We start from the raw sequence: 12,875 nt of genomic DNA on the forward strand, positions 1-12,875 counted from the left end.
CCGGTCCCCGAGCCATCGGGAACGCCAGGTCGCTGCCAGAAGCGCGAGCCCGCCGGGGAGGGGGTACCACATCAGGGTCGACCAGGCGATCGCCAAGGTCCGGTCACCCGGCTGTCCGGGCAGTGTCCACCGGATCGTTCCGATCGCGGCGAGCAAGGCAAGCGCGATCGGCAGCGCCGCCGGGATGCGGGGTGCGAACAGGCACCACGCGGCCAGCGGCAGCCACGCGCAGACGATGACGAGCACCGTGATGGTGGACGACAGTCGCCACCCGACCGTCACGGCGATTGCCAGACCTATCGCAGGGACGCCGATACGCCACAACAATCGCTTCGCCACGACGACCATGAAGCAGTACTGACGCGCCTACGTTGCCCCCGGCGATGAAAGCCCACGTCGGACAGTTGACCGTTCGGCCTTCCCAACGCCGGCGCTTGCGCCGGCAGCAGGCCGAGCGCGAGCGGCGTAGTGAAGAGGTACACCCCCACTCCCCCAGTTCCGCTAACGGCGTCTCCCCGGTATGCCGGCGCCACCCCACGGGGAGTTGGGCGGCACCGGCTGGGCCAAGGTCGCCGAAGGCGACCGGTTTCACCCTTGTCGATCTTGCAGTTCTGGTGCCGAGACGCTCCCTGGATGACCGGTTTGTCAGGCACCACAAGTGCAAGATCGAAGCGCAATAGACCGGCGAACGGCGGCGGGCCGCATCCGTGTGCTCGTCCCGGCAGGCTGCTTCACGACAATGGTCTGGTCCGGCCCGGCCATTGAGCCCCGCGACGGCCGCTGCCCGGCGGACCTTGGCGGGTCCACCGGGCAGCGGCGGGAATCAGTTGACGACGAAGAGCAGCCGGTTCGGCGAGCCGGAGCCGGGGCTGCCCACCACGCCGCTGGTGGCGTTGCTGGTCAGGTAGCTGGACACCTGGGCCGGGGTGTACGACGGGTTGGCGCCGAGCACGAGTGCCGCCGCGCCGGTCACGTGCGGCGTGGCCATCGAGGTGCCGCTGATCGTGTTCGTCGCGGTGTCGCTGGTGTTCCAGTCCGAGGTGATCGACGAGCCCGGCGCGAAGATGTTCACGCAGGTGCCGTAGTTGGAGTAGGACGCGCGGGCGTCGGTGCTGGTCGTGGCGCCCACGGTGATCGCGGACGAGACGCGGGCCGGCGAGTAGTTGCAGGCGTTGAGGCCGTCGTTGCCGGCCGCGACCGCGTACGTGACGCCGGAGTTGACCGAGTTGGTCACCGCGTTGTCGATCGCGGTGCTGGCGCCGCCGCCGAGGCTCATGTTGGCCACCGCCGGCTTGACCGCGTTGGAGGTCACCCAGTTGATGCCGTTCACCACGCCGGTGGTGGTGCCGCTGCCGGCGCAGTTGAGGACCTTGACCGCGATGAGGCGGACGCCCTTGGCCACGCCGTACGTGTTACCGCCGACCGTGCCGGCGACGTGCGTGCCGTGGCCGTTGCAGTCGGTGTTGTTGCCGTCCACGGTGTTGGTGCCCCAGCTCGCCCGGCCACCGAAGTCGCTGTGCGTGGTCCGGATGCCGGTGTCGATGATGTACGCCCGCACTGTCGACGCCGTGTTCGGGTAGGTGTAGCTACCGTTCAGCGGCAGGTTGCGCTGGTCGATCCGGTCCAACCCCCAGGTCGCGCCGCTCTGGGTGCCCTGCATGGTCACCACCTGGTCCTGCTCGACGTAGGCGACTGCCGGGTCGGCGGCGAGCCGGGCGGCCTGGCCGGCGCTCATCTTCGCACTGAAGCCGGTCAGCGCCGCGGTCCAGACGTCGCCGACGCTGCCGCCGTACCGCTTGGTGAGCGTCGCGGCCCGGTCGGACATCACGGCACCGGCCGCGGCCGGCTTGAGAACGACCAGGTAGCTGCCGCTGATCGCGCCGGGGGCGGACGCACCGCGGATCTCCCCGGTGGGGGCGGCGAGCGCGGGGGTGGAAGCGGCGGCGGACAGGGCGGCCGCGGCGAGCGTGACGGTGAGGGCGCGGATCACCCGACGGCGGGGAACCTGCACAGCTGACATCGTCTGTCTCCCTACTGGTGGTCCGGACTGAGCTCGTGGCCTCCGGAGGCACCATCGAAAAGATGTTGCGGGAGATGGTAGTAGGACATCGACGGACATAGAAGAGATTAGGGTCGATTGAAAGGGGGTGGATGGCGGCCGCAGGCCCGTGCGGGCGTCACGACGCGCGCAACGCCCCCGCAGCCCGGCTCAGGTAGGTGTCGACCTGGCCGCGGTCGTACCCGCGGAACCCGACCGGCAGCTGCGCCTCGGTGATCGCCCGCAGTGCCTCGGCCCGGCGGACGGGGTCGCCGCCCTCGAGCGCGGCGTGGACGGTGGCGAGCAGCGCGTCGGTCTCCGTGGCGCGATAGCCGCGCAGCACGATCGACAACTCCAGCACCGGGGTGCCCGCTTCCGGGGCTGGACCGGCGCCCAGTCCCCCGGCCCGGCATTGCGCCAGCCAGGCATCGACCTGAGCCCGATCGTAGCCACGCAACACCACGGGCAGCGGAGAGATCTCCTTGAACGCCGCGTCGATCTGCTCCCGGTCACCCGCGGCCGCGTCGACCGCCTGCACAAGCATGTCGACGGCGAACCGGTCGTATCCCCGTAGCACAACTTCGAACTCAATCATGAGGCCCATTGTCGACGGCCGCACAAGGTCGACGTCGGCACGGTCGACGACCGCGGCGCCGTGTTCGAGCCGCCGGCGAAGGTCGAAGGTGCTCACTGGACATCCGTCAACGGGGTCGAACTGGGCCCGTCCGGCTTCGCCAAGAAGTGGCAGTCCGCGCGAGCACACGGCCTGCCCGTAGTCACGTGGTCACATACTCGCCGGTCGTGCGTTGACGCCGCTGCGTCCCGACCGGGTTCAGGGGTGAGGACCGGCGACGTAGCGCTTCCCGAGGCCGGCGACAGGTCTGCATCGACGTCCACCTCGCCCCCGCGCAACGGCCCCGGACGCGGACATGGTGCGGTCTGGACGAGCGTTTCCATGCCCGGCACGCGTTGGCCGCGGCCGCCCCGTAGCGGATACAGGGCGGCCGCCGCTGACGCTTAGACCTTGGCGCAGGCCGTCCCGTTGAGGGTGAACTGCGCCGGTACCGCGTTCGCGCCGCTGTACGCCGCTTGGAAGCCGAACTGTACGTTGTCCCGCGCCGCGATGGTGGCGTTGTAGGGCATGTTGACCGCGGTCACCGCTTGCCCCGACTGCGTGACGGTGGCGTTCCAGGTGTTGCCGATCGCCTGGTTGCCGCCGAACGTCCACTTGAGAGTCCAGCCGGTGATCGCGGTGGCACCGGTGTTGGTGACCGTCACGTTGACCGTGAAGCCGCCGCCCCAGTCGTTGACGCTGTATCCGACCGTGCAGCCGGCGCCGGTCGACGTGGAGGACGACGGCGAAGGCGAGGTCGAAGGCGATGCAGACGGCGAACGGGAGGGGGATGCCGAGGCGGACGGGGAGGGCGAGGCCGAGGCCGACCGGGACGCTGACGGGCTGGTCGAGGGGTTGCCCCCGCTCTTGGACACCATGTACGCGGAGTGCGCCTTGAACACCGACAGCTCGGGTGCGCCGCGCTTGACGCTGTAATTGTCGCCGCCTGCCTGCGCGTCCGGGTACCACCAGAACGCGCTGCCGTCCGCGTCCTGCGTCTGCAGGTCGTTGTAGATGGACGTCCACCAGGTGCTGCGGTCCACGCCCTGGGTGTTGAACTCGCCCAGGAAGAACGGCTTGCCGACCACCGCGTGCGAGTCGGACAGCCAGGCGTTGATGAGGGTGATCGTCTGCGCCAGCGAGAGGTTGGCCCAGCCCTCGTTCGGATACGGGTGCGCCGAGGTGAAGTCGATGTACGGCGACTGCTGGATGGCTACGAACGGGTTGCCCTCGTCGCCGCCGAAGCCGTACTTGGTGCCGTGCCCTTCCAGGCCTGCGCCGACCATGTGGTTGGTGTCGATGCTCTTGATGTAGCCGGCCATGGTGTCGACCCACTTGCGCAGCGTGGTCCCGTTGACGTTCTCCGCGCTGCCCTGGCCCTCGTACCGTGGCTCGTTCATCAGTTCCCACGCGAACACGGTCGGGTCGTCCTTGTATTTGACGCCCGTGTAGTGGTTGGTGCGGTTGAGCGCGTACTTCACGTAGTTCTGGTACTGCGTGAAGCAGCCCGGGCAGGCGGACTGGTTGAAGAAGCGCCACCGGTTGGCCTGTCCGGTGGGCAGGCCCTCCCAGGACAGCCGGGTGTCGATGCCGCCGTACGCCTCCCAGTAGTTCTCGAAGACCGGGATCACCCGGATGTTGTTCTGCGCGGCCGAGTAGAGGATGTAGTCGAACTCGGAGAACTGCTGCTCGCTGTAGACGCCCTTGCTGGGCTCGAAGCCGTGCCACGTCTCGTGGTCGAACATCCACGTGCGCAGCACGGTGACCCCGTCAGCGGCCATCTCGGCCATGTGCTTGTCGATGCGGGCCTTGTCCATCCACTGGGTCTCGGTGTCCCCGTAGCTGCCGCCGTAGGTGAAGGTGTCGTAGACGTTGGCTCCGGCGAAGTAGTACGAGCGGCCGCCCAGGCAGAAGTGGATGCCGCAGCGGGTGACGAAGCCGGTGGTGGCCGCGGACGCCTGTACAAGAGGCACCGCGACCACGGCGGCGAGCACTGCGGCGCAGGCCGCGACGACGAGCGCGAGCCGGCGCCGGGCGCCCCGCCAGCCGGCGGGTGCGGAATGGGATTGATGCATGGGAGAACGCCTCCTGGCGTGGAACCCCGAACGTGATCGGTGTGGACGGTGAACTCGCGGCAGTCCCCCGACCACCGCGCAACTGAACCGCTTCAGTAGGCCAACGCCCGGCGCCGAGTGTCAACGCGCATGGAACCGCACGGGTATCGGTCTCGGAGTGAACATCGTCGCGACGCGCACGAATGGAATGTGCCGCCGGTCCGACGGCGCTGAAAGTTTCCCGCTGACGGCCGCCGGGCCGGCCACACCGGGTATCGGCGTGCCAACCCTTCGGCTCACAACATCGTCGTGCGGCCCCAGCCGCGGGTGAGGCGGTGGGCGGCGAACGCGCCGGCGAGCGCGCCGAGCGCCAGCAGGACGGCAGCGGGCGCGACGGTGCGGGGCGCGTCGCCGCGCATGGCCGACTGGAGCATCGACAGTGCCCAGTAACCCGGCGAGGCGTGGGCGGCGCCCTGCAGCCAGGACGGGAACATGCTCGTGGGCACCAGCGCGCCGCCGAGCGTGGCCAGGGCGAGCGCGCCGATGTCGCTCGCGGCGCTGAGCTCGCCGAAGCTGCGCACCACCGCCGCGAGGGCGTTGCCGAGGGCGAGCAGCGCGGCGCTCCATACGGCGACGGCGAGGACGAGCAGACCGTACGCGCCCGCGCCGTGTGGGTGGGCGCCGATGATCGTGGTGCCGTACGCCAGCAGGATCGCCTGCTGCAGCAGCAACACCGCGTACGCCGGCAGGGTCTTGCCCAGCAGCAGCTCCCAGCTGCGGGCCCGGGTGGCGCGCAACCGGTCCCAGGTGTGCCAGGCGCGCTCGGTCAGCGTCGCGGTGCCCACGATGGACAGCGCAAGCGTCGAGTAGATCACCAGCATGCCGGTGACGACCTCGGTCGCGCCGCCCGCGGCGGCCCGCTGGAAGACGGGCTTGAGCACCGGCATGAGCACCATCGGCATGACAAGGTAGCTCAGGAACTGGCCGGGATCACGCAGCCGGAGCGTCACGTTGTGCCGGGCGAGGGCAGCGATGCGCCGCAGCGATTCGGTCACGGTTCAGCCCGCCAGCGATCGGTAGAGGTCGTCCAGGGACGGCTTGCGGATGTCGACCTCGCGCAGCGCCCCGCGGGCGCGGGCGAGCAGCGCGGTCAGCGTCTGGGCGGGGTCGGTGGTGTGCACCCGGACCTCCTCGGCGCCGTCGATGCGCAGACGCACCTCGCTGGGCAGCCTGCCCAGCAGTTGGGCGCTGGTGCCGCGGGCGATGATCCGCCCGCGCCGCGCGACCGTCACCGTGGAGCCCAGCTCGATGAGCTCGTGCAGGTAGTGCGTGGTGTAGAGGATCGCCGCGCCGTCGGCGGCCCGGCGGCGCAGGGCGGCGAGCAGCGACTCGCGGGTCTGCGGGTCGGCGCCGGCCGTCGGCTCGTCCATCAGCAGCAGCGCCGGGCGGTGCAGCAGCGCGGTCGCGGCCTGCACACGCCGCTGCTGGCCGCCGGAGAGCAGCCCAACCCGCCGGTCGATGAAGTCGGTGAGCATCAGCGCGTGGGTCACCTCGTCGATCGCGGCAGCGAGCGCGCCCCGCCGCAGGCCGGCCAGGCGACCGAAGAGGGTGAGGTGCTCGGCGGCGGTGGCGCTGGGGTACAGCGCGATGTGCTGCGGCGCCACCCCGACGTCGCCGCGCGCGGCGGCGGGCGAGCGGCCGCCGATGCGTACCGTCCCTGAGTCGGGGCGCGCCAGCCCGCACAGCACGTCGACGAAGGTCGACTTCCCGGCGCCGTTGTGGCCGACCAGCCCCGCGATCTCGCCGGCCGCCACGTCGAGGGTGAACCCGTCCAGCGCGCGCACCGCCCCGTAGCGCTTGGTCACACCGTCCGCATGCAGCACAGAGCCACCTCCGGTCTACGCCGTAGACTAGTGGTCTACAGCGTAGACTGACCCGGTGCGGAAGCTCAAGGAATCGCGCCGGCCCGAAATCCTCGACGCGGCGCTCACCGTCGCCGCCGAGCGCGGGCTCGACGCACTGTCGATGCGCGCGGTGGCCCAGCACCTAGGGCTGACCCCGATGGCGCTATACGGCTACTTCCGCAGCAAGGACGAACTCCTCGACGGGGTGGTCGGCCGCCTGCTGTCGGAGATCCCCGCGCCGCCGGCCGGGATCGGCTGGCGGGAGACGCTCGAGCGGATGGCGTACGGGCTACGGGAGGTGGCCGCCCGTCACCCCGCCGTGCTGCCGCTGCTGTTGACCCGGCCCGCGATCAGCCCCGCCGCGATGCGCATCGTCGACATCACCTACGAGGCGCTGCTGGCCGCCGGCATCCCGCCGCAGCAGGCGCCCCGGCTGGAGCGCATGCTCAGCACGTTCGTGATCGGGCACACCCTGTCCGAGGTGAGCGGCCGGTTCGGCGACGGCACGCTCGACCCGCAGGCCCGGCGGGCGCAGGTGCCGGCGGAGCAGATTCCCGGCCACCACGCCCTCGCCGAGCACCTCGACACCCCCATCGACTGGACCGAGGAGTTCCACGCCGACCTGCGGGAGCTGTTCGACCTCGTCGAGTCCCTCGCCAGGCCGGAGCCGTCCGGTCGAACCTGACCCGCGGCCCGGCGGTCGCCGCGGTCGCCGGGTCGATGCGGTTAGTGACCGCTCGGCATGGGCTGGGCGGCGTGGACCTGGGCGGGCAGCCCGGCGCTGTCGCCGGCGAGGTCTGTCGCGTGCCTGACGGCTTCGATGGCCGTCGCCTCCCGAGGTGTGCGGGGCCGGGCGCCGAGGCCGAAGAATCCACCCTCGTTGTTCGCGTCGGCGACGACCGTGGCGATGTCGATGAGCAGCGCGCGGAAGTCGGCCAACTCCGCCGGCGCCTTGCCGGCAATGATCGCGGTCGCCGAATGGATCGCCTCGAGCGCGGGGCCCTCGTAGTCGGCGTACGCGGTGCCGGGCCGTACCCCGGTGGTGAAGGTGGACGCGGCCGTCAGCTCGCGGATGAACCGGTTGGGATGCGTGATGCTGGCCTCCCGCAGGACCTTGATCAGGGCGAAGATCTCCTCGGGGTCCATGACGCCCTCGGCGAGTGAGACAAGCACGCCGGACGCCATCATCGACTGCTGCAGGACCGCCCACTCGTCGGCGGTGAAGTCCGCTTCCCCGGGCACGTCGCCCTTGCCGTCGCGCAGTACCTGGAACCCCACGGCGGCCAGCATGGCGGGGATGCGTCGTACCGCCTCCATGTGCTTGGCCCGCGCCGCGTCGGACAGTTGCTCCCAGGGCACCGGCGCTCCGGCCGTCCCGTATGGCGTCGGCTGGGTCGTCTCGTGTTCGTGCTCCAGCCGGGCCAGCAGTTGCACCTCGTAGTCGCTGAAGGCGAAGGTGCGAGTCGGATCAAACGTCGGGACCATCAGGCAGCCGACCGCGGCCAGCCGCTCGCCGACCCGCCGGGCCTGGACGCGGGTCGCCTCCTGCTCTTCCTCCGGCAACTGCTCCCACGGCCGCAGCGCGGGGCTGTCGCTCGGGGGCTGCCGGTCCTCGGTAGTGGCCTGGAGATGGATCTGGTGGATCGCCTTTGCCAGGTGCTCGGTGACCTGGGCGGCGGTGTAGCCGGCAAGGCTGTCGATGATGCGGTCCTGCGCGGTCAGCCGCGCCTTCATCCGCTGGCATTCGTGCAGGATGGCCTCGGCGTCCAGGAAGGTCTGCTCGGAGCGGCGGTCGGCGGCCCGGTCCAGGACGTCCTGACCGACCATGATCACAATCATGAAGATGAGCTGAGCCAACGCGGACAGGAACGTCATGAAGGCGAATGGGTACGGATCGACCTGTTGCACGCCAAACACGGCCAGACCGATCCACAGCACCTGGGTTCCGGCGGCTGCGTAGAAGGCCCACATGCTGCCCAGCCGTTGCGTGAGCCAGGCCGCGATCCGGCCGTTGACGCCCACGGCCTGGTCGATGGCCTGCGGCGGTGGTTGCACCCGGTGCCGTTCGATCCAAGGGTGTGGGCTGGAGTGCAGCAGGCTCACTCCGCGACTGAGTGCCCGGTCGTGCCGGTCGAGGTGGGCCTGCAGGTCCGCGACCCGCGCGAAGATCGCCTCGGCGTTCTCGTAGGTCTCTACCGCCCTGCGGTCGGCTGCCATGCCGAGAACCCGCTGGCCGACCAGGATCACCGAGCACAGGACGAGCTGCACCACGTTGTTCAGGAACAGCAGGAACGCGAACGGGTACGGATCGGCGCGGTGCAGCGGTCCCCAGGTCGCCAGGGCCATCCACCCGCCAACAAAGACCAGTGCGACGTAGAGGGCGGGCATGGAGCCGATCCACCGAGTCAGGGCGGCCGCGATGGCACCGTTGACGCCGATCTGCTCCCCGGCCGTCGAAACCGGCTGTTGCGGCAGATCGGCCGCCTGACGGACGGTGCTCACATATCCTCCTCGGGTGGGTCCGGACGCAGCTGCCGCAGCCACAACGGGCCGGCAACGGAGTCTCCGATCGGTACTGGCCACCTACCACCGAGTCGGCGCGCCGGAATACCGTCGGCGGCCAGCCTAAAGACCCGCCCGCGAGATGTTCCAGCGCAAAGGATCATGCCGACCCCGGCAACGACGAAAACGCCGAGGCAGCGCACGACTATGACACTTTCGTGACGCCACACCGCCGACGCTGGGCGAACACCGCCGGCGCCGCCGGACGCATCGACGGCTCAGGGCTTTCTCAGGGTTGCAAGGATCTCTTTGCAAAGATTACTTTGGAGCCATGCCGGAGCCGGAGGTCATGGGTCTCGAGGCGCTGCGCCTCATGGCCCACCCGCTGCGACAGAAGATCGAGCGGGAGATGCGTAAGGGCCCGGTCAGTGCCACCTCGCTGGCCCGGGCGCTCGGCGAGAGCACCGGCCTGACCAGCTACCACCTGCGGCAGCTGGCCAAGCACGGCTTCGTCGAGGAGGTGCCCGAGCTCGCCCGCGGCCGGGAGCGGTGGTGGCGGGTGGTGCCCAAGGACCGCCGTTTCCCGCTGCGCCGCGAGCAGGGCGAGGAACTGCGCGCCGTGCTCGACGAGATGGTGCGCCGTGACCTGGCGGCCGACCTCGCCGAGTTCAGCGAGGCACAGGGGCGGCAGGCCGACGCCGAGGACCCGTGGACCGACGCGTTCCCGTTCTCCCGCGGGTCCGTGACCCTGACGATCGAGGAGCTGCGGGACTTCTTCGAGGCGTACATCGCCTTGCTCTACAAGTACAGGCGCCCGCCGGAGGAGACCCCGCCGGGCGCGCGGACGCTGCAGGTCCGGATGTATGCGTTCCCCGACGAGCAGACGTAACAACGCATTGGGCCGGGCACCGAGCGGCAACTCGGTGCCCGGCAGCGGAAAGCGGCAGCACCACGCCCGCAAGGGCGTGTTCTCACGTGTACCCAACTCTCCTGAAGGAAGGAGAGCACTCCGTGTTGCTCTCACGCAAGTTCGCCGACCGGCTCGCGCGCCTCCCGTCCGGCCGGATGACCAAGTGGCTGACGATCGCCGCCTGGCTGGTGGTCACCGCGCTCGCGGTGCCCCTCGCCGGCCGGCTCTCCTCGGTGGCCGCCGACGACAGCAGCGTCGAGCTGCCCCGCGGCGCGGACGCCACCCGGGTCGCCGAGCTCGCCAAGGCCTTCCCGGACGGCACCGTCTCCCCCGGCATCCTGATCTACGCCCGCGCCGGCGGGCTGACCGGCGCCGACCGGACGAAGATCGCAGCGGACCGGGCGGCGATCGCCCCGCTGGCGGCGTCCACCGTGGACTCCCGCGAGGCCGGCGACGGCGCGGCCGCCACGCTGTTCGTCCCGATCCGCAACGACGGCAGCCGCAGCCACACCGCCGCCCGGGTGCGGGACATCGCCCGCACCGGCCTGCCCGCCGGGCTCGCCGTGCACCTCACCGGCCCGGCCGGCAACGCCCTGGACGCCGCCGACTCCCGGGACCGCCTCGGCCGCGCCGCGATGCTCGTCACCGGGCTCGTGGTCATGGCGCTGTTGCTCATCATGTACCGCAGCCCGGTACTATGGCTGCTCCCGCTGCTCAACGTCGGCGTGGCGACGGTGCTGACGGACGCGGTCACCTACCTGCTCGGCCGGTACGCCCATGTGACCGTCGACCCCGGCAACGCCGTCGTGGTCACCGTGGTCCTCTTCGGCATCGGGACCGACTACGCACTGCTCCTGCTCGCGCGGTACCGCGAGGAATTGCGACTGAACGCGGACCGGCACCGGGCGATGGCCCGGGCCCTGCGCGGCGCCGCCCCGGCGATCGCGGCGTCCGCGGCGACGGTGGCGCTGAGCCTGCTCTGCCTGCTCGGCGCGGACATGGGGTTCAACCACGACCTCGGCCCGGCCGGCGCCGTCGCCGTCCTCTGCGGGCTGCTGGTGATGCTCACGCTCCTGCCGGCGCAACTGGTCGCGCTCGGCCGCTGGGTCTTCTGGCCCGCGATCCCGCGTCCCCGCCCGGCGACGGCGGTCACGGAGTCCGCGACCGGCGACGGGCCGGCCGCGTTCCGCCCGTCCCGGGCCGCCCGGCTGGTCGGCGCCCGGCCCAGGGTCGCGTGGCTGGGCACGGCGATCGTCCTCGCCGCGCTGGCGCTTGCCGGCCTGGGCATGCGAACCGGCCTGGACGACGGGCACCAGGTCACCGGCACGCCCGACTCCGTCGCCGGGCAGCGCCTGCTCGCCGCGCACTTCCCGGCCGGGACGAGCCGCCCGGTCCAGGTCGTCGCGCCGGTCGCGGCCGCCCCGCAGATTCTCGCGGCGGTACGGTCGGATCCGGGCATCGCAACGGCGAACCCGCCGGTCACGTCGCTGGACGGCACGCTGGTCCGGGTCGACGCCACCCTGACGGACCCGCCCGACAGCCCCGCCGCGCGGTCCACCGTGACCCGGCTGCGCTCCGCGCTCGTGACCGTCCACGATGGACCGGTCCGGGTCGGCGGCGCCACCGCGCTGGACATGGCCAAGGCCGACGCCCAGGCGCACGACCGCCGGCTGGTGATCCCGCTGGCGCTGGCCGTCGTCCTGGCGATCCTGGTGGTACTGCTGCGCGCCCTGATCGCACCGCTGCTGCTCCTGGCCACGGTCGTCGCCTCGTACTTCGCGGCGCTCGGCGCCTCGTGGCTCATCGTCCGGTACGCGCTGGGCTTCCCGGCGATGGACGTCCAGGTGATGCTGGTGAGTTTCATCTTCCTCGTGGCGCTGGGCGTGGACTACAGCATCTTCCTGCTCGCACGCATCCGCGAGGAGACCGCGCGGCACGGCCACCGCGACGGCGTGCTGCGCGCGCTGACCAGGACCGGCCCGGTCATCACGAGCGCCGGCATCGTGCTGGCCGCGACGTTCGCGGTCCTGCTGGTGGCGCCGCTGGTGGCGTTCGTGGAGATCGGCGTGGTGGTGGCGCTGGGCGTGCTGCTGGACGCGCTGCTCGTCCGCTCGATCGTGGTGCCGGCACTCCTGCTCGAGGTTGGCGAGCGCGCCTGGTGGCCCCGGCGGACCCCGGCACCGGCCGAGGCCGTGCCGTCCGCCGGGATCGCCGGCCATCCAGTTCGACACGGGCCCTGATACTCGGCCGGCGCGACCGGCGTCTCAGCCGCTGACGCTCACCACCGCCACAGCGAAGAACGCGGCGGCGACCAGAAAGTACCGGTTGCCGGGCCACAGCAGCACCCGGGCCAGACCCGCCGGCCCGTCCGGTGCGGTGTTCCCACGGCCCACCGCCGCGCCGCGCTTGGCAGGCCGGCGACCTGACGACGCCGCTCGGCCGTGTCCGCTCGTGCGGCGGGTCGGCGTCGCCCGCTCGCCGCGTCGGGCCGCCCGGCCAACGAGCAAGGCCGCCACGTAGTGGAGGAGCGCGGTGACCAGCGCCGTGCCGAACAGCACCTGCAGGGCCGCCGACGGTTGGCCCGAGTGGCCGGTCACGAGCTGCTCGACCGTGGCCGACGCGATGCCGAGCACGAAGCACGCGCCGGCGGCGCCACCCCAGGCAAAGAGCCGCAGCCAATGGCTGAGGGCCATCTCGTCCCAGGTTGTCGGGGTCCGCCGCAGGTCGTCCTCGATCTCGGCGGGCGCCATTTTCAGCCACCGGGCCAGTGGCCGGCGCAGCAACCTGCCAAGGTGAAGGCCCAGGTCCAGCGACGCCGCCGGCCTGGGCCTCAGTCCTTTCGTCACGGATCGAG

The 12,875-nt window shown here is 71.3% G+C and carries 11 protein-coding genes; 3 read left to right on the forward strand and 8 right to left on the reverse strand.

The features are described from left to right. The 6 genes from ACGFI8_RS20325 to ACGFI8_RS20350 form a co-directional block, all read right to left on the reverse strand. The coding region (locus ACGFI8_RS20325; protein ID WP_392806915.1) for a hypothetical protein at nt 1–348 on the reverse strand (348 nt) is incomplete at its 3' end. A gap of 475 nt (nt 349–823) precedes the next feature. Further along, entirely contained in the window at nt 824–2,020 is a 1,197-nt protein-coding gene (locus ACGFI8_RS20330) for a S8 family peptidase (protein WP_392806916.1), read from the reverse strand. Between the two features lie 157 nt (nt 2,021–2,177). Then, entirely contained in the window at nt 2,178–2,729 is a 552-nt protein-coding gene (locus ACGFI8_RS20335; protein ID WP_392806918.1) for a DivIVA domain-containing protein, read from the reverse strand. 326 nt (nt 2,730–3,055) lie between these two features. Beyond that, nucleotides 3,056–4,726 carry a cellulose binding domain-containing protein gene (locus ACGFI8_RS20340; protein ID WP_392806919.1) on the reverse strand — a complete coding sequence of 557 codons (1,671 nt, stop codon included), beginning with the start codon at nt 4,724–4,726 and terminating at the stop codon, nt 3,056–3,058. A gap of 275 nt (nt 4,727–5,001) precedes the next feature. Further along, a complete protein-coding gene (locus tag ACGFI8_RS20345) occupies nt 5,002–5,760 on the reverse strand; it encodes an ABC transporter permease (protein ID WP_392806920.1) in 759 nt (252 codons plus the stop codon). Between the two features lie 3 nt (nt 5,761–5,763). Then, nucleotides 5,764–6,588: an ABC transporter ATP-binding protein gene (locus tag ACGFI8_RS20350; RefSeq protein WP_392806921.1), complete on the reverse strand. Its 825-nt coding sequence runs from the start codon at nt 6,586–6,588 to the stop codon at nt 5,764–5,766. A gap of 55 nt (nt 6,589–6,643) precedes the next feature. Here ACGFI8_RS20350 and ACGFI8_RS20355 point away from each other — a divergent pair, with 55 nt between their 5' ends. Further along, nucleotides 6,644–7,294 carry a TetR/AcrR family transcriptional regulator gene (locus tag ACGFI8_RS20355; protein WP_392806922.1) on the forward strand — a complete coding sequence of 217 codons (651 nt, stop codon included), beginning with the start codon at nt 6,644–6,646 and terminating at the stop codon, nt 7,292–7,294. Nucleotides 7,295–7,335: 41 nt separating this feature from the next. Here the strand turns inward: ACGFI8_RS20355 and ACGFI8_RS20360 are convergent, their stop codons facing one another. Further along, on the reverse strand, nt 7,336–9,111 hold the full coding sequence (locus tag ACGFI8_RS20360; protein WP_392806924.1) for a DUF1003 domain-containing protein: 1,776 nt from the start codon (nt 9,109–9,111) through the stop codon (nt 7,336–7,338). Between the two features lie 331 nt (nt 9,112–9,442). Here ACGFI8_RS20360 and ACGFI8_RS20365 point away from each other — a divergent pair, with 331 nt between their 5' ends. Together ACGFI8_RS20365 and ACGFI8_RS20370 are read left to right on the forward strand one after the other, a co-directional pair. Continuing rightward, entirely contained in the window at nt 9,443–10,000 is a 558-nt protein-coding gene (locus ACGFI8_RS20365; protein ID WP_392806926.1) for an ArsR/SmtB family transcription factor, read from the forward strand. Between the two features lie 122 nt (nt 10,001–10,122). Next, nucleotides 10,123–12,261, forward strand: a complete 2,139-nt coding sequence (locus tag ACGFI8_RS20370; RefSeq protein WP_392806927.1) for an MMPL family transporter — start codon at nt 10,123–10,125, stop codon at nt 12,259–12,261. Between the two features lie 24 nt (nt 12,262–12,285). Here ACGFI8_RS20370 and ACGFI8_RS20375 read toward each other — a convergent pair whose 3' ends face one another. Next, complete coding sequence (locus ACGFI8_RS20375; RefSeq protein WP_392806929.1) at nt 12,286–12,867, reverse strand: hypothetical protein; 582 nt, start codon at nt 12,865–12,867, stop codon at nt 12,286–12,288. Nucleotides 12,868–12,875 lie beyond the last annotated feature (8 nt).

The organism is Dactylosporangium sp. NPDC048998, assembly GCF_043197855.1.
Lineage (GTDB): Bacteria > Actinomycetota > Actinomycetes > Mycobacteriales > Micromonosporaceae > Dactylosporangium.

Bases quoted from the DNA above. Each gene is read 5' to 3' on its own strand.
- ACGFI8_RS20330 (WP_392806916.1), bottom strand. From the start codon at position 2,020: ATGTCAGCTGTGCAGGTTCCCCGCCGTCGGGTGATCCGCGCCCTCACC.
- ACGFI8_RS20340 (WP_392806919.1), bottom strand. From the start codon at position 4,726: ATGCATCAATCCCATTCCGCACCCGCCGGCTGGCGGGGCGCCCGGCGC.
- ACGFI8_RS20365 (WP_392806926.1), top strand. From the start codon at position 9,443: ATGCCGGAGCCGGAGGTCATGGGTCTCGAGGCGCTGCGCCTCATGGCC.